Origin of the sequence: Marvinbryantia formatexigens DSM 14469 (genome assembly GCF_025148285.1) — a bacterium.
GTDB lineage: Bacteria > Bacillota > Clostridia > Lachnospirales > Lachnospiraceae > Marvinbryantia > Marvinbryantia formatexigens.
Window position 1 is genome coordinate 689,236 of record NZ_CP102268.1, and the last position, 21,518, is coordinate 710,753.

The 21,518-nt window shown below is 53.1% G+C and carries 18 protein-coding genes; 1 reads left to right on the forward strand and 17 read right to left on the reverse strand.

Features of this window, described 5'->3' with window-relative positions; translation table 11 throughout:
* Positions 1-59: 59 nt before the first annotated feature.
* The 5 genes from NQ534_RS03580 to NQ534_RS03600 form a co-directional block, all read right to left on the reverse strand.
* Complete coding sequence (locus NQ534_RS03580) at positions 60-1,223, reverse strand: CDP-glycerol glycerophosphotransferase family protein (protein WP_006862191.1); 1,164 nt, start codon at positions 1,221-1,223, stop codon at positions 60-62.
* Between the two features lie 26 nt (positions 1,224-1,249).
* Positions 1,250-2,026, reverse strand: a complete 777-nt coding sequence (locus NQ534_RS03585) for a glycosyltransferase family 2 protein (RefSeq protein ID WP_006862192.1) — start codon at positions 2,024-2,026, stop codon at positions 1,250-1,252.
* Positions 2,027-2,101: 75 nt separating this feature from the next.
* The gene (locus NQ534_RS03590; protein WP_006862193.1) at positions 2,102-3,514 is read right to left on the reverse strand and encodes a sugar transferase; all 1,413 of its coding nucleotides are present in this window, start codon (positions 3,512-3,514) and stop codon (positions 2,102-2,104) included.
* A gap of 218 nt (positions 3,515-3,732) precedes the next feature.
* A complete protein-coding gene (locus tag NQ534_RS03595) occupies positions 3,733-4,500 on the reverse strand; it encodes a hypothetical protein (RefSeq protein ID WP_006862195.1) in 768 nt (255 codons plus the stop codon).
* A gap of 17 nt (positions 4,501-4,517) precedes the next feature.
* The gene (locus NQ534_RS03600) at positions 4,518-5,564 is read right to left on the reverse strand and encodes a DUF6077 domain-containing protein (RefSeq protein ID WP_006862196.1); all 1,047 of its coding nucleotides are present in this window, start codon (positions 5,562-5,564) and stop codon (positions 4,518-4,520) included.
* A 433-nt stretch (positions 5,565-5,997) separates the two neighbouring features.
* On the opposite strand from NQ534_RS03600, the gene NQ534_RS03605 reads away from it, so the two are divergent.
* A complete protein-coding gene (locus tag NQ534_RS03605) occupies positions 5,998-7,335 on the forward strand; it encodes a L,D-transpeptidase family protein (RefSeq protein WP_006862197.1) in 1,338 nt (445 codons plus the stop codon).
* Between the two features lie 199 nt (positions 7,336-7,534).
* On the opposite strand, the gene NQ534_RS03610 is transcribed toward NQ534_RS03605, so the two are convergent.
* From NQ534_RS03610 to uvrB, 12 genes are all read right to left on the reverse strand, one after another.
* Positions 7,535-7,798, reverse strand: coding sequence for an HPr family phosphocarrier protein (locus NQ534_RS03610; protein ID WP_006862199.1), 264 nt, complete (start codon positions 7,796-7,798; stop codon positions 7,535-7,537).
* 3 nt (positions 7,799-7,801) lie between these two features.
* Entirely contained in the window at positions 7,802-9,124 is a 1,323-nt protein-coding gene (locus NQ534_RS03615; protein ID WP_006862200.1) for a CdaR family protein, read from the reverse strand.
* Between the two features lies 1 nt (position 9,125).
* Positions 9,126-10,016, reverse strand: a complete 891-nt coding sequence (cdaA, locus tag NQ534_RS03620; RefSeq protein ID WP_006862201.1) for a diadenylate cyclase CdaA — start codon at positions 10,014-10,016, stop codon at positions 9,126-9,128.
* A 17-nt stretch (positions 10,017-10,033) separates the two neighbouring features.
* Positions 10,034-10,966, reverse strand: coding sequence for a hypothetical protein (locus NQ534_RS03625; protein ID WP_006862202.1), 933 nt, complete (start codon positions 10,964-10,966; stop codon positions 10,034-10,036).
* A complete protein-coding gene (locus NQ534_RS03630) occupies positions 10,963-11,391 on the reverse strand; it encodes a hypothetical protein (protein ID WP_040783409.1) in 429 nt (142 codons plus the stop codon). Before NQ534_RS03630 ends, NQ534_RS03625 begins: the two co-directional genes overlap by 4 nt.
* Positions 11,392-11,547: 156 nt before the next feature.
* Entirely contained in the window at positions 11,548-12,453 is a 906-nt protein-coding gene (locus tag NQ534_RS03635) for a ComF family protein (protein WP_006862204.1), read from the reverse strand.
* Positions 12,443-12,679 (reverse strand): hypothetical protein, encoded by a 237-nt coding sequence (locus NQ534_RS03640; RefSeq protein ID WP_040783412.1) that lies wholly within the window; start codon positions 12,677-12,679, stop codon positions 12,443-12,445. Before NQ534_RS03640 ends, NQ534_RS03635 begins: the two co-directional genes overlap by 11 nt.
* Entirely contained in the window at positions 12,667-14,916 is a 2,250-nt protein-coding gene (gene recD2, locus NQ534_RS03645; RefSeq protein ID WP_006862205.1) for an SF1B family DNA helicase RecD2, read from the reverse strand. The genes NQ534_RS03640 and recD2 overlap by 13 nt, the downstream gene beginning before the upstream one ends.
* A 20-nt stretch (positions 14,917-14,936) precedes the next feature.
* Positions 14,937-15,110, reverse strand: coding sequence for a hypothetical protein (locus NQ534_RS03650; RefSeq protein WP_006862206.1), 174 nt, complete (start codon positions 15,108-15,110; stop codon positions 14,937-14,939).
* Positions 15,091-16,089 carry a rod shape-determining protein gene (locus tag NQ534_RS03655; protein WP_006862207.1) on the reverse strand — a complete coding sequence of 333 codons (999 nt, stop codon included), beginning with the start codon at positions 16,087-16,089 and terminating at the stop codon, positions 15,091-15,093. Before NQ534_RS03655 ends, NQ534_RS03650 begins: the two co-directional genes overlap by 20 nt.
* A gap of 376 nt (positions 16,090-16,465) precedes the next feature.
* Complete coding sequence (uvrA, locus tag NQ534_RS03660; RefSeq protein ID WP_006862209.1) at positions 16,466-19,303, reverse strand: excinuclease ABC subunit UvrA; 2,838 nt, start codon at positions 19,301-19,303, stop codon at positions 16,466-16,468.
* Positions 19,304-19,332: 29 nt separating this feature from the next.
* On the reverse strand, positions 19,333-21,315 hold the full coding sequence (gene uvrB / locus NQ534_RS03665) for an excinuclease ABC subunit UvrB (protein WP_006862210.1): 1,983 nt from the start codon (positions 21,313-21,315) through the stop codon (positions 19,333-19,335).
* Between the last annotated feature and the right edge of the window lie 203 nt (positions 21,316-21,518).

A 21,518-nucleotide genomic window follows, 5' to 3' on the forward strand; every position in this document is an offset into this window, starting at 1 on the left:
GATACAGCGTCTCCGGCGCAGCCATTCTGTTCTGTCTCTGCCCGGTGCATGACCGGTCTTTATTCCTGCCCGCATACCTCCAGTATGCGCGCCGTCACAAGCTCGCATGCACGTCCGCTCTCACAGTTTCCCATTTCACGGTGGTGCCGCCGGATGCTCTCCCGCGCCGCATTTTCATCGTAACTGACAATTCTTTTTTCGAGCTCTGCCATATCCTGTGCCATCGCAAACGGCCACTGATCGATATCCGTGTAAAACCCGGTCTTTTCCAGATATTCCGCCAGGTCCGGCACAAATAAAAAGCACGGACGATATAGAAAGGAATAATCCCATACCGCCGAGGAATAATCTGTAATCAGCATGTCCGCCGCACATAAAAGCTCCTGCATATCCGGATAATCCCCCGCCTGCAGGACCTCACATCCCGTCACGCTGATGGACGCTGTCTTATCCTGATAGCGGTGCGCACGGAACAGGATATGCCATTTCGTGCCGTCCCTCTGAAGCGTCTTTAAAAGAGCCTCCCCGTCCAGCACGATCCGCTGCGACGGCGTGCGGTAGGTGGGCGCATAGAGCACCAGGCGCTCCCCCTGCGGAATGCGGTAATATGCCCGCACCTTATCCGCCGCGCGCTCCGTCTGCCCGTTTACCAGGCAGTCGTTGCGCGGCATTCCAATCTCCATAATCTCTCCCTGATAATGAAACGCCCCGCGGAACAGGCAGACCGTTGCCCGCCTGCAGGTTGATAAAAACAGGCTGATATTTTCCGCGCAGAATTTCAGCTTCCTGCGCTGCAATCTGTCCGCGTCCTCATAATTGTCCTTCAGGCGTTTGTAGGCGCCGCCGCCGTGCCAGGTGTTGATCAGATACTGCTTTTTCCGGAACGGAAACCACGGCGCATAGGAGCCGCTCGTCACGATCACCTTTGCCGTCATCAGATAATAAAAGGACTGCAGGCTGTAATGCTTTACAAACGTAATGTCCCTGCCCTCGCTCTCTCGGTAACGCTCCGGCCCGGATACCGCCCAGTAAATCTGAAACCTGCCCGGATATTCCCGGCGGATATAATCGCAGAGGTATTTCGGATTACCGGCGTATTCGTAGGCATCCCCGCCGGTCAGCCCCGCAAAAACGAGCCTGTCTGACCGCACCGGAAACAGCCGCAGCGGAAAAAGAAGGACCATCAGCGCGTAAGAATATACTATTTTCAAAAAATCCTTCATCCAATATTCTCCTGTATTGGTTTATTTTAACACACCCGCCGCAAAGAATCTACCCAGAAACCCAGATATTTGAAAATCCCATGAACGGTGTAGCTGAGAAAACAGAGCGCCGACTTCCCGCAGCCGAAGCCCATACAGCGGTACACCCGGAAGGTCATCTTCGCCGATTTCAGCTTGCTGCCGGATTTTCCGGTGCTGCTCAGACGATATTTCAGCAGCGGCTCGTTCACCGCGCACGCCGTCTTATATTTCTGCAGGATCCGCAGCCAGGTCAGATAGTCCTCGTGCGCCTCCTCATGCTCCATCGGAAACTGACGGCAGACCTCCGTATGTATCAGCACGGAGGAGCAGTTGATACAGTTGTGCCGCAGAAGCTGCCGATAGGTAATGCGCTCCTTCACCGGAATCACCTTTCCGGTGCGCGTGCCGTCCGGGCGCACCAGCTCCCGCGCCGTCCCGCAGAGCACACAGCCGCTCTCCTGCAGCCTGGCAAGCTGTTTTTTCAGCTTGCCCTTCTCCCACCAGTCGTCTGCGTCCAGAAACGCCGTGTATTTTCCGCGCGCAAGCGAAACCCCGTAATTTCTGCTCGCCGCCGCCCCGCAGTTTCTCTCATTGCGGACATAAAAAACCACAGGATTCGACGCGTACTCCTCCATCACGCGCGCTAATTGGTCCTTTGAACAATCATCGATTACTATGATTTCCAGATCAACGTCCTGTGCCAGCGCCGATTCCACTGCCTGCCGGATGGTACCGGCACAGTTATATGCCGGTATCACGACAGAAACGAGCGGTTCCTTCATAATACGCCTCCATTATCCTGTGTATTTGCAGCATTCCGGGCAGACCGTCCTGCTGCAGACAACAATCCTTCCAAGTCACTTTGCGGCGGAATTTTCCTTTTCTTCCGGACTCTCCCTGCCGTTCTCTTTTGTCGCCGCGGTCACCTGCCACGGCTCCACGCCCTCCGTATTCTCCTTCTGGAAGAGAATTTTAAAGGTAAGCATCAGAAGCTTGATATCCAGTATGACCGAGTACGTCTCGATATAAGTCAGATCCAGCTTCAGCTTATCATACGGCGTCGTGTTGTATTTTCCATAAACCTGCGCATAGCCGGTAAGTCCCGCCTTGACCTTCAGACGATAATCAAATTCGGGGATTTCCCGGCGGTACTGCGCTGCAATCTCCGGGCGCTCCGGGCGCGGTCCCACCAGCGACATATCTCCCTTTAAGATGTTGAAAATCTGCGGAAGCTCATCAAAGTGGATATTGCGGATAACTCTCCCCACCGGGGTGATACGGTCGTCCTCCTTGCAGGCAAGCCGCGCGCCCTGCGTCTCCGATTCCACCTTCATGCTGCGGAATTTCAGAATATAAAACACCTTTCCATCCTTCGTCAGACGCGGCTGCTTATAAAACACCGGCCCCCCGTCATACGCCTTGATCAGCACCGCGATAATCAGCATAAACGGCGACGCCAGCACAAGACCGAGCAGCGAAAATACAATATCCATCGCGCGCTTTACGAAAAGCTGCTCCGCCGTCAGCCTGCGGTTGCGGGACAGCAGCAGCGTCGTATCAAACAAATGGATATCGTCTGCATTCCGCAGAAGAATATCGGAAATTTTCGGAATGCTGTAGCAGCGGATGTCCTTCTCGAAGCAGTATTTCAGATAAACATTGCGCTCATGTGCCGGAATGTCCGCCAGAATGACCGCCGGGTACTCATCAATTTTCTTCTGGATATAATCTTCTCCCCGTGACAGGTGCACCTTCTCACAGATGTTGTACTTATCCTCACGGGAGGAAATTTTCCGGATGAGGTCGTGCGGATTTTTGTCTCCGTATATCAGCAGCATCTTGCGCGGCGGATAGATCCGCGCGTATACCCAACGCATTCCCACTACCCAGATTACGACGATTACCAGGTCGATTGCCGTCATATAGATAAACGGGACGGCGTTTGTGCCGAATTTCCAGCGCCCGATCAGCGCCATCTGCAGGTAGGTAATGATATTGACGCAGATAACAGACAGGATCTGCGAGAATAATACTTCAAACACCCGCAGATATCCCACCTTAAAGCCTCCGTAAATGCGGAAAAACAGGTAAAGCATAAGGGCATACTGTCCGATGATGACATAGTTGCCACGCACGAACCCCCTGCCTATCACGTCTGTTTTCGCAAAGCATTTAAACCAGACAGCCGCAAAAATCGCTGTTTCCAGTGCAAGTATCAGCACGGACGCCAGAAACATGATGACTCTTTTATAATGTTCTCTTTTTCCCATATCGCATCCCTCTGTTTTTGTATCTATTCCGCCATGCAGCAAATGAACCCCGCCGGCATAAAAAACATCTTTTTGTATCTCCTGGTTCCCTGGCTCATTCTACAACATTTTTCTGCAAAAAACAACTTCAAAGAACTGGCAATCACAGGCGTATTATAATCGCAATCAGAAAAGATGTCAATCCGCATAACAATGGCGTCCGGGCAGTGACCGGCAGATTACGCCGTCGTATCCTTATAGATTACGTAATTGTCCACTCTTCCGACCACCGCGAAGCCCCTGTCCTCCATCAGCTTCACGCGCTTTCCTTTATCTGTCAGCACAATAAAATTGCAGCCGATTTCCCGCGCGTCCTGACAGAGGATATCCGGATAAATTTTATCCTTCAGAAGCTGTCTGCGGATTCTTTTTCCTCCTGTCCTTGCGCCGCCGCGCCTGCCGTATACCTGCCCGATCCCCGCATCGTACTGTCTGATATACCAGGTAAGCTCCTCCGGAGCCGCGACCAGCACGCTCTCATCCTCCCTGCAGTTTTCCCGTATAATCGTGCAGACCGACGCCGCCTGCGCCGGTACCTTCTGCAGGTTTGCCGCCTCCGTAAAGGGCGTGTTCTGAAGGTATACATTCTGCCCCGTCAGGCAGATCGCCAGCGAAAAAAGTACCGCCAGTCCTGTCCGCTTCCACCCCGGAGCCATCCTTTTCCATGCCATTACCATAGCATATGCAATAATCACCGGTGTCGGAAGCAGCCACAGCATTCTCCAGTATACCAGCGAGCCGATAAGCTTTCCCATCCCGAATATCACCAGCGGGCAGAAATACAGCAGCACAAACAGCACCGCATAGCCTGCGAAGAGAATGCGTCTTATTTTTTCTTTTTCATACAGAATAATATATAGCAGCGCGGCGGCAAGAAGAACCATATGCATTCCGTCTCCCACGTACAGCTTCAGCCATCCTGCCGCTATTTCGAACTGTTCCATCATAAAAGGTCACTCCCTTTCTATTGTATCTTCAGCAGCACCAGATAAAGAACGCCAAGCACGGCGCACGGCGCGCCGCACAGCAGAAGCTGCCCCGCCGTTTTCCAGGACCTGCGCGAAATTACGGACAGAACCGCGAACATTCCCAGCATCACCGGAACCAGTGCAATACCCATAGACGATACCATGCAGCAGGAAAGCACCGTGAGAATCATCATCTGCCAGTCTCCCTTTCCATGCTGCGGCGACAGCACCCGGCAGCACAGGCAGAAAAGCAGCGGCAGCAAAATGGCTGCTAAAACTGCTTTTCCCTGCCAGATACGGATAAGCAGAAAAGTCCCCTGGGTGTAGGCTGAATAATAGGAGCTTATATGAATCAGAGAGAGAAACACCAGAAACAGCCCGATATCCTTCCGGTTTTCCGGAAAAAACGTTTTTCCGATAAAACCGTAAACGAGATAAGCGAGCACTACCAGAAATACCGGCAGAACCGTATGCGCCACCACCGCCGCATGAAAGCCCGTGCATCTTGCGATAAAGGCAATGAACATCGGCATCGGTGAGAGCACATAGCGCATTTCCAGCGTCGTCATCAGCTCCCCGGTATAGGGACTGTGCTGATACATCGTATCGCACTCCAGGGAGGTCGCCGCCGTGGCGACAAAATAAGCATCGTCAAGGTCCGTCACCATAAATACCGCATACATTGCCGCCTGCAGCAGGACAAGTACCGCCGCCGCATACCATATCGCCGGCTGATGCCGCAGCGCTCCCACGCTGCCGCGGATTTCTGCCGCAGCAGCCTTCCCGCACAGGAAAACAGACAGCAGACTCAGCAGAAGCAGCGCGCCCGCCATCAGATACACCGCCGTATGAAACGGCGCTCTGAGCAATATCAGCGGGACAAAGATCACTTCCAGCAATGCGAACATCGCCAGATATCCGGCTATAAAGCTCCACGCGATACCCATCCGCCGTCCGGCTGCCCTCTGCAGCAGATTTCCAATCAGAAACGGCACGATCACAAGCCAGAACACTGCCGCCAGACATTTTAAAACCACAACCATTGTTTCTCTCCGTTTTTCTCATTTATCAATACATTTTTTCTGTGTCTCTGTCTCATTGTACAGGAGATGTCTCATTTTATCAAGCAAAAGAATAATTCTGAAGTTTCTGAAGTTAATCTAAAGATTTTTTTAAGAATTGTTCCTGTCTTTCTCCTTGCGGATGGCCGGCAAATATGTTACAATTTGGTTAACAGAAATGTTACAATTATATGATGCCAGGGGGAAAGGGTCCTGTCCCCGCATGAGCTTGCTCATAAGCGGGGGCTGGATCCTGAATCCCGCCCCGATATGAGCATAAAAGTGGGATGTATATCCCACGATATGCGAATAGCGGGTCGGATTTTGAAAGCGCGCAGCGCGGAAAAATCCGAAGGCATCATAACCGGGACAAAATCCCGGCATCACTATATTTTTATGAGGGAGTGTAAAAGGCATGAAGAAGAAACAGTTCTTTGCATCTTTGTTTCTGCTGGTTTGTATGCTGTTCGCCATGTCCGTGGCGGCCTCCGCATACAAAAACCAATGGGTGACCACAAACGGTTCTACCTATTACTACGGCAGCAACGGAAAAATGTACACCGGCGGTCCGAAAGCAATCAAAAAGAACGGCAAGACCTATCTGTACCTGTTTGATTCCAAAGGACGCCTGGTAAAGAATCAGCTCACCTATGTGAAGAGCAGCAAAAAGCTGTATTTAAGCCTGTCGGACGGACATCTGCTCACCGGCTTCGGCACCTGGAAGGGGCAGACCTACTACGGCACCAGCAAGGGCTATCTGCGCACCGGGCTTCAGAAATACGGCGGCAAGTATTACTACTTTAATTCCTCCAACGGACAGGCGGTAAAGCGCGCCTGGAAGAAGGTCGGAAAATACTACTACTATTTTAACGGAAAAGGAAGAGCCTATCACGGCGCAGTGTACACCATCAACGGCGACAAATATTACTTTGATAAAGACGCCCACCGTGTCACCGGCGTCCAGAAGGTTGGCGACTATTACTACTGCTTCCATATTAAAACCGGAAAAATGGTATACGGCTGGAGAAAGTACAATGGTCAGACCTACTATTTCGCCAATAATTCAAAAATGAAGGGGCGCGCCTGCACAAACGGTATCTATAAGATCAGCGGCAAGCGTTACTACTTCAACAATCTCGGCGCACGCCAGACCGGCTGGATCGTGCTGGGAACAAAGCGCTACTATTTCGACCCGAAGGATGGCGGCGCACAGGTTTACGGCAAGAAGACCATAAACGGAACCACCTACAACTTCGGCACCAAGGGCTATGTCACCTACACGCCGAGCGGAAACATGACCATCCGCGTAAACCGCGCAAAGAATGTCGTTACGATTTATGACGGCAACACGCCGGTAAAAGCAATGGCCTGCTCCGTTGGTCTGAATAACGCCACACCGGTCGGCACCTTCTACATACAGAGCCACTACCGCTGGTGGACACTCGACGGTCCGACGACAGGACAGTATTGCAGCCATTTTCTTTCCTCGTACCTGTTCCACTCTGTACCGATGAGCGGAACAGACCATAATCCATACAATGTAGCCGCCAGCGACTACAACAAGCTCGGTCAGGCAGCTTCCCACGGATGCGTCCGTCTCTGCGTTGCCGATGCAAGGTGGATCTACTATAATTGTCCAATCGGCACAAAGGTCGTTATTTCCGACAAGGAAGCGACCCCGCTTGGAAAACCGGCAGTTGTAAAGATGAAAGCCGGTACTGTCGGAAAGGACCCGACCGATATCTGGAGTTAAAGAAATCCCAGGCTAAAAATCATCAAAAATGCAGCCCACGCAGGGCTGCATTTTTATATCAAACCATATTATCCTGTTTCAGGATGATTCCACAGCAAAAATCCATCGAAAGCGCAGTCATCCTGCTTCAGGATGATTCTGCCGCAAAAATCCATCGAAAGCGCAAAACCCCCGCGCCAGTACCGGATATCTTTGCCGCTTATTCCCCCAGTCCGCTCATAATCAGCTTTCCAAGGTTTTCCAGTGCCTCCTCTTCGTCCGGTCCGTCGCAGGACAGCGTAATGCTGTCATTACACTTCACGCACGCGCTCAGCACGCTGAGAACGCTCTTTGCATTTGTCTCCGTATCCGCAGAAAACAGCGTGACAGACGACTTATACTTTATCGCCTCCGTACACAGCATCGCCGCCGGTTTCAGATGCAGTCCCGCCTGGTTTCTGATTACAAACGTCTGGCTCACCATAAGCTATTCCTCCGTCTGAAGCTCTCCTTCCGCTTCCCGTTCTTCGTCTTCTACATTTACCACGATTGTCACCTCGGCACCCAGCTCGCAGCCCTCCGGCAGCGTAACCGTCACAGGCAATGTATAGCTTCCATTCGACTGGCACTTTTCCAGGTCGATTTCCGCCCGGATATCCTCCACGCCAATACCGTCCAGCAGCTCATCCGTAGAACGGATATTGATGGCAAGCTGATCGGTCGGTGAGAAAATCAGCCGCTTGCCGGACGGCGCATTGCGCAGTGTCAGCTCCGACACCGGGAATTCAATGGTCTTACTTCCCACCTCGTCAATCGTCACCGTAACTACCACCGCAGAAGAGACATCCGCCTCCAGCCGCACCTCATCGTACTGGCTCAGAGTATTGCTCAGATCCACGGTAAACTCCTTGTTCTCCGACGCACCGGAAATATCGAGGGTATCCGTCAGCTTCAGCGTGGTGCCGATTTTCTCAATCGCCGACGCCGATGCCGTCAGGTTGACTGTGGACGGTGAAATAGATACATCCGTCACCTCATAGCCGTCCGCAGGCGCTCCCGTCAGCTCCGCCTGCAGCTCAATCTCGCCGTAAATCCGCCAGACTTCAATGCCTACCTCCGCCAGATTATCCTTCAGAACGACCCCGTCCATATTTTTCAGCTCCAGATTACTCCACTGACTGTTCGTCAGCTCCGCACCGTTTTTATCCTCGATGCGCACCGGAAGCTGCTGGATGCTGTCCTCCGACATATAAGTCACATCCACCGGAACCGTCACCTTTCCGATAATATCAATCAGGGACTCCGGTCCGGCAATCTTGATGGTATCTCCGGTAAGCACTGTCGTTTTACCCACCTCAAAACCCTTCGCCGTGTTTCCGGAAACAGTGGCGGCGATGCCGAAGGTCTGTTCCACCTTATCCTCCAGCTCAATCTTCATGGAAGCCGGCTGGATGCGCATATCCTCCTGTGCCACCGACGGGTCCGAGCAGGTCACCTCCAGCGGAACCGACCCGATTGCTTCATTATAATTTTCCAGATCCGCGCGCACGGTAAAGCTTGCTGTGCTCAGTCTGGAGCGCACTGACCGGCGCGCCGTCACATAAACGCTCACCTTATCCGTTCCGTCAACCACCGTGTATGTTTTATTTGCATTGGTAATCGTATCCTGGTTTTTTATCGTTACCGGGATATTCCGGTACACCTGCTGCTTTTCCGGGTCGTTGCTGTCCATAACGACCAGCCAGATGAGACAGGCAGTCAGAACAGAAAGCAGCTTCAGCCCAATATTACGTGTCAGTTTATATTTCATGCTATTTGCTTCCTTTCTCCGCGTCCCTTTTTCCCTTTCGCCCGAACGGAAATCCTTTCCTGCTAATCAGCTTTATGGAATTTACCGATTTATTCTGAAGCGTGACAAGCTGCGCGCGCAGAATTTCTTCCGTAACATTTCTGGTGAGAACCCCCTTCTTCGCAATCGATATCTTTCCGGTCTCCTCCGAAACAATAATCGTGAGAGAATCCGTCACCTCGCTGACGCCAACACCGGCGCGGTGCCGCGTTCCAAGCTCCTTGCTGAGATTCTGGCTGTCCGACAGCGGCAGATAGCAGGTTGCGGAAACGATTTTGTCTCCTCTGATGATGACCGCACCGTCGTGCAGGGGCGTGTTATGTTCAAAAATGTTGATCAGAAGCTGGCTGGATACCACGGCGTCGATTGCGATCCCCGTGCGCTCGTACTCCGCAAGCGTCTCATTCTCCTCGATTACCATCAGCGCGCCGGTCTTCACCTTTGCCATTTCCAGCGACGCCCGAACGATCTCGTTAATCGTACGGTCACTGCAGCGCTGCACGACCTCTTTTACCGTGCCCGCCGGAATAATACTGGAAAGCAGTTCCTTTTCTCCCAGCTGCTCCAGCACCTTGCGCAGCTCCGGCTGGAAAATGACAAGCGCACCCATAATGATGATATTCAGTCCTTTTTCAATGATAAAGGTGAGTGTGTCCATATTAAACAGATATGCCAGAGCAATAAAGCAACCAACCAAAAGCATTCCTTTCAGAAGTGTCCACGCCCTGCTCCGTTTGATCCATACCAGCACGCTGTATACCAGAAAGGAAAGAATGATAATCTCGATAATATCGATAACCCCTATTGTTATAGCAGGCACCTTCAGCCACGGAAAATGACTGCCAAACCACATTCTGATAGTATCCACGTTTATCTCCCCTCTGCCCTGCGCCTTCTCTTCTTTCTGTGAAGCTTCTTTTTCGGCACAGCTTTTACATAGTAATAATATTCGTCGTCCTCAAACCGGACTGTCTGTGTTTTTTTATAATCCAGATGAAACAGCATCGTCTGCGCTATCCATCCCACCAGCAGCGATACCAGAATCTCCCCGGCAATCTGCAGCGCACCGGCCGGCACCCCGAATACAGCCGCCCCCGCAATGCGCACAGCCAGATAGACCGCGCAGCCTGCCGCCGCAGCAATCATCCACGCATATTTTATAGCCTGGATGCGGATAAAATATACTGTCAGCAGAACCGCCGCCAGCGCCGCCGTCATTACCAGCATTTCCCGGTTGGTAATCACCGCCTGTATAAGCTGCGCCGCTTTCTGCACCATTGCTTCCGCAGCCTCCGCCGCGGTCGAATGCAGATTGGCGCCGTTCTCTTCCACGATCCGTATCAGATAGCCGCCAAGCGTCCCGAAAGCGACCCCGACCGCTCCGAGCGGTCCGCCCAGCAGACCAAAAAGCACTGCGGGTACACAGCCCATATTCCCTCCAAGAGCCAGCGCCGTCAGAAGAAGCGGCCACGCCGACTGCGGCGCCAGACTGAAATACACAAGCAGCTCTATTACCAGGATGCCTCCCCCGACCAGAGCCGCCTCCAGGGAAATCCCGTAAAAATGCACCAGAACCAGCCCCGACGCCACCAGAATAATTGCATTCGATGGCAGAAGCATGCAGACTGCCGCTAAAACGAGCAGCAGCGCCGGATGGTCAATCGCGGTTGTCTGTCCGAATGCCGCGCGGATCGACAGAAATATCAGGAAAGCTGCCGCGAACTTAAACAGCAGGCGGATTGCCGTATCATATTTTCCGTAAAATCTGCTCAGCTTATCCCGGACGGTAAGCAAAAATCTCATACTGTTCTCCTCCTGCGGGTGTCATCTTTTGCGCTGTCCTCTTCGCGGTATGCCGCCTCCAGCTGCTTCAGGAGCTCCCGGTACCGGTAAAGGTCCTGTTTTGCCCGCGCATAGCGCAGAGCCTGTATCGCGTAGGTTAGAACCAGAAAAAAGCAGAGCACCACGGCATACAGGAATAAGATACGCGCGCCGAGCGCCATCACATCTATCTGGGTAATATCCACGATCAGCGTCTCCGCGTGATACAGCGCCCATCCTGCCAGTCCGAGCAGAAATGCCAGGGTAATCCGCAGACCGTTCTTTATCATATGGCGTCCGATATAATCTCCCCGAAAATATCCCTGCACGCCCTCCAGCTGTTCTTTGTGCTGCTCCTCGAAAAGAGCAAGCTGTGTCATCAAATAAATCCGTTTTTCATCCGGCATGTCATACCAGCTCCTCATTTTTCTGTGTGTGCTTCCAGTATAACATGAAAAACCGTCTTTGCAAACACCCTAAGTTCCCCTGATTTATGTATTTTTTGTAACCAGGTCACTATTTTCACTCCGTTCACAGTAACGTAACCAGCTGGTTAAGCCCGGCTATCCCGCCATACATATGGTTACAAAATATACATATTTTACACCGGCGCTTCTTAATACCGACGCCGCCTCGTGGATGGTGCTTCCCGTCGTGTAAACATCGTCCACCAGGAGGATGCGCTCCCACGGCAGGCGGCGCTCCCCGCTGCCCGCTGTTTCCGGCAGACTGCTCCTGGCTCTGGCATCCTCCATTTCCGCCAGCTTGCTCCCGGCTCCGGCATCCTCCATTTCCACCAGACCGCTCCTGGCTCTGGCATCCTCCATTTCCGCCAGCTTGCTTCCGGCTCCGGCTGCCGCATATTTTTCCGAAACGGCGAAGGCGCCTTTTAAATTGCTTCTGCGGGCACGGTAATCCAGCTCCTTCTGATTCGCCGTTTTTCTCACTTTTTCCAGCACATCGCACCGCACCGGAAGCGACAGCAGACCGCCCAGCTCCCTTGCCAGAAGCTCCGCCTGGTTATAGCCCCGCCTTCTTCTGGCAGAAGAATGCATCGGAACCGGAATCAGCACCTGCGGCCGCCATTTCTGCAGATACTCTCCCAGATGCTCCGCAATCTCCTGCGCATAATATTCCAGATATTCCCTCTTGTTCTGATATTTCACTGCATACAGCGATTCCTTCAGCGGACTCCTGTACAGATACAGCGCGCGTCCCTGCGTATAAGCAAGTCTCCCGCTGCTGCAGGAGGGACAATATTCCTCCGTATCATCCGCCAGCGGCCGCCCGCAGCGAAAGCAGACCGCCCCTCTGATATATGGAAGCTCCTCTCTGCATTTTTCACAGATTCCCTCTGACAGCTTCCCGCACAGAGGGCACCTGCGCGGCAGCACCAGATCCAGCGCCGCCATTCCAGCGTCCCGCGCCGCCTGCTTCCAGAATCCATTCTTTCCCTTTTCAGACCTCATAAGCCGTACCGTTTACCGATTCTCTCCCGGCAGGAAAATCGTCAGCGGCTGTTCCATCCGCAATCGGGCTTACGCATTCCACCCGCAATCGCCTGGGAATCTGCCGCACAAACGGGCTTACACATTCCACCCGCTGTCGCCTGGGAATCTGCCGCACAAACGGGCTTATACATTCCACCCGCTGTCGCCTGGGAATCTGCCGCACAAACGGGCTTATACATTCCACTCGCAGATCCGCTCCTTCAGCGTAGAATAGCGCTTCTGCTCGAAGCGGTTGTCAATCATCTGATAAAAAACCTCTGCGGAGCCGACCAGCGTCACGCATTTGCGCGCCCTTGTCACCGCCGTGTACAGCAGGTTGCGGTTCATCAGCATCCGCGGCCCGGCAAGCAGCGGAATCACGACGGCGGGATATTCGCTTCCCTGCGATTTATGAATCGTCACCGCATACGCAAGCTCCAGCTCTTCAAGCTGCTTAAAGGAATAGTCTACAAAACGCCCCTCGTCGAACTCCACCGTCAGCATTTCCGCATATGTATTGATCTCGCGGACGATGCCCATGTCCCCGTTAAAGATACCGACGCCTTTTTCCACGGCAATGCCGTATTTTCCGCGTATCTCCCACTCCGCCTGATAGTTGTTTTTTATCTGCATGACCTTGTCGCCCTCCCGGAATACCCCGCCGGCGTGCTCCCTCTCCCGCTTATCGGGAGCGGGCGGATTCAGATACTGCTGCAGAATCGTATTCAGCCTCTCCACGCCGAGCAGTCCCTTTCGCATCGGCGTCAGCACCTGGATATCATATGGCTTTGCGTCCACGTATTTGGGAAGCTTCTGCTGGACGAGCGCCAGCACCACACGGATAATAATATTCGCCTCATCGCGCTTTAAGAAGAAAAAGTCACGGCTTTTGTTATCCAGCACAACATGCTCCCCGCTGTTGATTTTGTGCGCATTCACCACAATGTCGCTCTCGCTCGCCTGACGAAAGATTTTCGTCAGACGCACAACCGGAAAGCGCTCCGATTCAATGATATCTTTCAGGACGCATCCCGGTCCCACGGACGGAAGCTGATTGACATCGCCCACCATAATCAGCCGCGTGCCCGGCGTGACCGCGCTCAGCAGCGCGTGCATCAGAAAAATGTCCACCATCGACATTTCATCAATAATAATGACGTCCGCCTCCAGGGGATTCTGCATATTACGCTCAAAATGGGTGTGCGCCGAGGATTCCTCCACCGCGCCGGATACCTCCAGCAGCCGGTGAATCGTCTGCGCCCCATAGCCCGTAGCTTCCGTCATGCGCTTCGCCGCTCTCCCGGTCGGCGCCGCCAGCAGAATCTCCAGCCCTTCGGAAGCAAAATAATGAATCAGCGCGTTGATGGTCGTTGTTTTTCCGGTGCCAGGACCTCCCGTAATCACCAGCAGTCCGTGGCTCACCGCCGCTGCCGCCGCCTCCTTCTGCAGCTCTTCCAGCTTTGTCCCGGTCTCCTGCTCGATCTGCTCCAGACGACGCTGCACGGCTTCCTCTGATATTTCCGCTGAAATATTCAGGTCATGCAGCATTTTCGCCGTGTTCAGCTCCAGATAATAATTGGAAGCGCTGTAAACGCCGGGAACCCGCACTTCCTCCCCGTCGCTTCCCTGCCCTGCGCCCGGCACGTCCTTTATGACAATTTTCCGCTCAATTGCCAGATCCGGCAGCAGTGCCTCCATCGCCTCCAGGGAAACGCCAAGCAGCTCCGATGCACGCCGCATCAGCTCCGGCTGCGGCAGGTACACATGCCCCTCCGTCATCGCCTGCGCCAGCACATACAGAAGTCCGCTTTTTATACGAAAATCAGAGTCGGTATGAATACCCACTCTGGATGCAATTTCATCGGCAGCCTTAAAGCCGACGCCGGCGATATCATCTGCCAGTTTGTACGGATTTTCCCGCACGATCTGGTAGAGAGACGCCCCATACTGGTTGTAAATTTTCATTGCAAGCGCGGTGGAGATCCCGTACTGCTGCAGAAAAAGCATTGCCTTTCGCATGTCGCGCTTTTCCTCCATCTGCTGCGCAATTTCCCGCGCCTTGCGCTCACTGATACCCTTCACCTCCGCCAGTCTCTCCGGTTCTTCCTCGATGATGCGGAAGGTGTCGCCCTTAAAGCGCCGCACGATCCGCGCAGCAAGCGCCATGCCAACGCCTTTCACCGCCCCGGAGCCGAGATAGCGTTCTATGGAAAGCTCGTCCTCCGGCGTCTTATATTCATAAGAAGAAATCTGAAACTGCCTTCCGTAGGTACTGTGCTCCGTATAGCCGCCCTCCGCCTCGATCAGCTCTCCTTCCGCGGCGGACTGCAGCGTTCCGACGCATGTCACCTCCTCGCCGTCGCAGACCAGCACCATCACTGTATAACCGTTTTCCTCATTGCGGTATATGATATGCTCCACATATCCAGAAACCTTTTCCATCCTCTGTCTTCTTCACATCCTTAAATATAGTTGCCGGCCGCCGTATCCACACGGCTCAGTCTGTCCGGCTTATGTCCCGGCACACAGCCCAGTCTCTCCGGTCCATGTCCCGGCGCACTGCTCAGTTTCTCAAGTCCATGTTCCGGCGCACGTATCCGTTCTTCCCCGTACGGCTCAGTCGTCCTGGCGCGCACGCCCGGAAATGACCTCCGGATAACGTCCGACGCCGATTGCCACCGCGGAAACCGGGTCCTCTGCCGTCACCGTATTGATGCCGGTTTTTTCTTCTATCAGCTCCTCCATGCCGTCCAGCAGACAGCCCCCGCCTGTCAGCACGATGCCGCGCTCCACGATATCCGCCGCCAGCTCCGGCGGTGTTTTTTCCAGCACGCCATGCACCGCTTCCGTAATCTGGGAAAGCGGCTCCTGCAGCGCCTGCCGGATATCCTCAGAGCTGACGCGCACCGTCTTGGGCAGCCCGGTCGTCAAATCCCGGCCCTTCACCTCCATCAGTTTCTGCTGCGCGCGCTCCACGGCTGTGCCGACATGGATCTTGATATCCTCCGCAAGCCGTTCTCCGATAATCAGATTGTGCGCCGTCCGCACATAATGCATAATCGCATTGTCAAAATCGTCTCCCGCCACCTTCAGCGTGGTATCCACCACGATGCCATCCAGCGAAAGAATCGCCGCGTCACAGGTACCGGCGCCGATGTCCACAATCATTTTTCCGCAGGGCTTCGAGATATCGATCTCCGCACCGATGGCCGCCGCAATCGGTTCCGGCACCAGCATCACCTCGCGCGCCCCTGCCTGATAGGTAGCGTCCTCAATCGCCTTCTGCTCAACCTCCGTGACCGTTCCCGGCAGGTTAATACTGATGCGCGGCTTCTTAAAGGACAGCTTTCCGCTTGCCTTCTGGATAAAATATTTCAGCACCTGTTCCGTAACTGCATAATCCGAAATAATACCGTTTTTCAGCGGACGGATAGCGACAATATTGCCCGTACTTCTGCTCAGCATCATGCGCGCTTCCTCGCCGATTGCCTTTATTTTATTGGCGTCCCTGTCGAAAGCCACCACAGACGGCTCCTTCAGAACAACGCCTTTTCCTCTTACATAAACCAGTATACTGGCTGTTCCAAGGTCTATTCCGATATCAGAAATATTCATCTGTCTTCCCCTTTCTGTCCTGTCTGAAGTAAGTATAAAACACCCTTATCATTTTTTAAAGCCCTTTTTAGGAATTTCACATTTTCTTTAGATTGAAAACATATTTTGAACACATTTGTTGGATATACTAACAGCATATTAGCAAACAGCTAATATATTTCATAACTCACACTTCGCAGCCCCCACACGCTGCGAAGTACTCCCTCAAAATATTTAATTTTTTCTCTTTCCTGAAAAGGCTGTGCCGAGAGGCACAGCCTTTTCACATGTCCAGACCATTACATGGTCTCATATGCACACATCCGGCATAAAATGCCGGATGGCGCGTTCTACAAAATATAACAGTTCAGCCCGCGCCAGATGGCTGAACTGTTGGTTACAAATATTTCTTTATATACTGACCGGTATAGGATTTTTCGACCTGCGCCACTTCCTCCGGCGTGCCGCGCGCGATCACGGTGCCGCCGCCGTCGCCGCCCTCCGGTCCCATGTCGATGATATAATCGGCAGTTTTGATGACATCGAGATTGTGCTCTATCACAACTACGGTATTACCGCCCTCCGCCAGGCGCTGCAGAATCTCGATCAGCTTATGCACGTCGGCAAAATGAAGCCCGGTGGTCGGCTCATCAAGAATATAGATTGTCTTTCCAGTGCTGCGCTTGCTGAGCTCAGTGGCAAGCTTGATACGCTGTGCTTCCCCGCCTGAGAGCATTGTGGAGGGCTGTCCGAGACGGACGTAGGAAAGCCCGACATCATAAAGCGTCTCGATTTTTCTGCGGATAGACGGAAGATGCTCAAAAAATTCCAGCGCCTCCTCGACCGTCATATTCAGCACATCGTAAATATTCTTTCCTTTATACCGGACCTCCAGCGTTTCCCGGTTGTAGCGCTTTCCCTGGCAGACCTCGCAGGGCACATAGACATCCGGCAGGAAATTCATTTCAATTTTCAGAATACCGTCACCGCTGCACGCCTCGCAGCGCCCGCCCTTCACATTAAAACTGAAACGCCCCTTCTTATAGCCGCGCGCTTTGGCGTCCGCCGTAGAGGCAAACAAATCTCGAATCTGGTCGAATACCCCCGTATAAGTTGCCGGATTGGAGCGCGGCGTCCTTCCGATCGGCGACTGGTCAATATTAATAATCTTATCGAGCTGCTCCGTCCCCTCAATGCGGTCATGCGCTCCGGCAATGGTGTGGGCACGGTTCAGCTTCTTCGCAAGGCTCTTGTAGAGAATCTCGTTGACAAGGGAGCTTTTTCCGGAGCCGGACACGCCCGTCACACACGTCATGACACCAAGCGGAATATCCACGTCAATATTCTTTAAATTGTTCTGTTTCGCGCCGATTACCCGCAAAAATCCGGTCGGCTTTCTGCGCACTTCCGGCACCGGAATTTTCTTCCTTCCGCTCAGATAATCTCCCGTGATGGATTCCTTACAGTTTATAATGTCCTCCACGGTGCCCGCAGCAACTACCTTTCCGCCGTGTTCCCCCGCGCCTGGTCCGATATCCACCACAAAGTCCGCCGCCCGCATGGTATCCTCATCATGCTCAACAACAATCAGCGTGTTTCCAAGATCCCGCAAATGATTTAGGGTATTCAGCAGCTTGTCGTTATCGCTCTGATGCAAACCGATGCTCGGCTCGTCCAGAATATACGCCACGCCGACAAGACCGGAGCCAATCTGGGTGGCAAGCCGGATACGCTGCGCCTCCCCGCCCGAAAGGCTTCCGGTCGCCCGCGCAAGCGTCAGATAGTGCAAGCCGACATCCACCAGGAACTGTACCCGCGCGCGGATCTCCTTTAAAATCTGATGTCCGATCAGCTCCTGCTGCTTCGTGAGCTGCAGCTCCTGCAGAAATACCTGCAGCTTATCAATCGGCATGGAGGTTATCTCATAGATATTTTTCCCCTGGATGGTTACCGCAAGCGCCTCCTTTTTCAGACGCTGTCCCTTACAGGTCTTACAGGGGGTAATCCGCATAAATGTCTCATATTCCTGCTTCGAGGCATCTGAGCCTGTCTCGCGGTAGCGCCGCTCCACATTGCGTATCAGTCCCTCAAACGCCACATCATACACGCCGGTTCCCCGCATCCCGGTATAATGCACCTTCACCTTTTTCCCGTCCGTTCCGTGAATCAGCATATGCCGGATATTTTCCGGAAGCTGCTCATACGGCGTATCCAGACTGAAATGGTATTCCTCCGCCAATGCATCCAGAATCGCTCTGGTAAAGCTCCCCTTTGTCGTGCACGACTGCCATCCGAGCACTGTAATGGCGCCCTCCGCGATACTTAGGGATTTATCGGGAATCATCAGCTCCTCATCAAACTCCATTTTGTAGCCCAGCCCGAAGCAGTCCGGGCAGGCGCCGAAGGGATTGTTGAAGGAAAAGCTGCGCGGCTCAATCTCGTCCACGCTGATGCCGCAGTCCGGGCAGGAAAAACTCTGGCTGAAGCGCAGCTGCTCCTTTCCGTCCACATCCACAATCAGAAGCCCTTCCGACAGCTCCAGCACATTTTCAATCGAATCTGTCAGACGCTTTTCAATCCCCGGTTTGACCACCAGACGGTCTACCACGATTTCGATATTGTGTTTTTTATTTTTGTCCAGCTTTATCTCCTCGGACAGGTCGTACATATTACCGTCCACAATCACGCGCACGTAGCCGCTGCGCTTTGCCTTTTCAAACAGCTTGACATGCTCGCCCTTCCTGCCGCGTACTGTCGGGGCAAGCAACTGGATTTTTGTGCGCTCCGGCAGCTCCATAAGCTGATCCACCATCTGGTCCACCGTCTGCTTCCTGATTTCCTGTCCGCATTTCGGACAGTGCGGGGTGCCGATGCGGGCATAGAGAAGGCGGAAATAGTCGTAAATCTCCGTCACCGTGCCGACCGTCGAGCGCGGGTTGCGGTTCGTCGATTTCTGGTCAATGGAGATAGCGGGCGGAAGCCCCTCAATGCTCTCCACGTCCGGTTTTTCCATCTGTCCCAGGAACTGACGCGCATAGGAGGACAGCGATTCCATGTACCGTCTCTGTCCTTCCGCATAGATGGTGTCAAACGCCAGCGACGACTTTCCTGAGCCACTCAGACCTGTCAAAACCACAAGCTGATTGCGCGGGATATCGAGATCCAGATTTTTCAGATTGTGTTCATTTGCTCCGCGTATGCGGATATACTGCATTTTATTTGAATTAACTGCCATGATTTTTCTCCTGTTTTCTATATTGCCGGTTACGCTTCCTGCAGGTGCTGCTTCAGATTTATCATCTGGTCACGCAGCTCTGCCGCCGCCTCGAAATTCAGCTCCGCGGCTGCCTTCTTCATCTTCTTCTGCACCTCTGCGATCAGCTTCTCCAGCTCCTTTTTGCTCATAGATTCCGGATCGACCGCCAGTTTCTTCTCCTCCTTCGCCACTTCCTTCGAAATGCTGATGAGGTCGCGCACAGACTTCTGAATTGTCTGCGGCGTAATGCCGTGCTCCTGATTGTAAGCGTCCTGCACCCGGCGGCGGCGCTCCGTCTCTTCAATCGCAATTTTCATGGAATCCGTCATCACATCGGCGTACATGATCACATGTCCTTCCGCGTTTCGTGCGGCGCGTCCGATGGTCTGTATCAGAGAAGTTGCGGAACGAAGGAAACCCTCCTTATCAGCATCCAGAATCGCTACCAGTGTGATTTCCGGAATGTCCAGACCTTCCCGGAGCAGGTTGATGCCGACCAGCACATCAAAGACGTCCAGACGCATATCACGGATAATCTCCGTGCGCTCCAGCGTGTCAATGTCCGAGTGCAGATACCGCACGCGGATACCGATTTCCCGCATATATTCCGTGAGATCCTCCGCCATCCGCTTGGTAAGCGTGGTAATCAGCACTTTGTTTTTCTTTGCAACTTCTTTATTTACTTCGCCGACAAGGTCGTCAATCTGCCCCTCCACCGGTCGCACATCCACCTTCGGGTCCAGCAGACCGGTCGGGCGGATGATCTGCTCGGCGCGCAGCTGCTCGTGTGCTTCCTCATATTCGCCCGGCGTCGCCGAGACAAACATGATCTGGTCTATTTTACTTTCAAATTCTTCAAAATTCAAGGGGCGGTTATCCTTTGCGGACGGCAGCCGGAAGCCGTAATCCACCAGCGTCGTCTTTCGCGACTGGTCCCCGGAATACATCGCCCGTATCTGCGGAATCGTTTTATGCGACTCGTCAATGATCATCAGAAAATCATCCGGAAAGTAATCTATCAGCGTATGCGGCGGCGCTCCCGGCTTCAGTCCCGCCAGATGCCGCGAATAATTCTCTATGCCGGAGCAGAAGCCCGTTTCCTTCATCATTTCAATATCAAAGTTGGTCCTCTCTGCAATGCGCTGCGCCTCAAGCAGCTTGTCCTCGCTCTTAAAATACGCCACGCGCTCCGCCAGTTCTTCCTCGATATCCGCCGCTGCCTGTCGTATCCGATCCGGCGGCACCACATAATGCGACGCCGGGAAAACGGCAATATGTTCCATTCTGCTCTTTATCTCGCCCGTCAGCACATCAATCTGTGTAATCCGGTCAATCTCATCCCCGAAAAACTCCACACGAAAAGCGTAATCTCCGGCGCTCGCCGGAAAAATCTCCAGTACATCGCCATGCACCCGGAAGGTACCGCGGTGGAAATCCATCTCACTGCGGTCATACTGGATGTCGATCAGCTGCCGGATCACCTCGTCGCGGTCCTTCTCCATGCCCGGACGCAGCGATACCATCATCTTTTCAAAATTCTCCGGTTCTCCCAGACCATAAATGCAGGATACGCTGGAAATGATCACCACATCCCGCCGCTCCACCAGCGAAGCCGTGGCAGACAGACGCAGCTTATCAATCTCATCATTTACCGCCGAATCCTTCGCGATATACGTGTCAGACGAGGGCACATATGCCTCCGGCTGGTAATAATCGTAGTAGCTCACAAAGTATTCCACCGCATTGTTCGGGAAAAACTCCTTAAACTCGCCGTACAACTGTGCCGCCAGGGTCTTGTTATGCGCGATAATGAGCGTCGGTTTATTTAATTGCTGGATGACATTCGCCATCGTGAAGGTCTTGCCGGAACCGGTGACACCGAGAAGCGTCTCGCACTGGTTGCCTTCTTTGAAGCCTTTCACCAATTTTTCTATCGCCTGCGGCTGGTCGCCGGTGGGCTTGTATTCTGATACTAATTCAAATCTTTCCATAGCAAAATCGCTCCTTACTATGACGTGTTTACGGTATTATGCTACCATAAAGTGCTCTATAAATCAACACCATTTTGAACATATGTTCTGTTCTTCATTCAGTGATAATTTCCAATCGCACGCATCGCCGGTTTCATTTAAAATCATTCCAAAAATACAGCCGCTTTATTATAACAAAACCTATAAAAAAGGAAAAGCAGGGA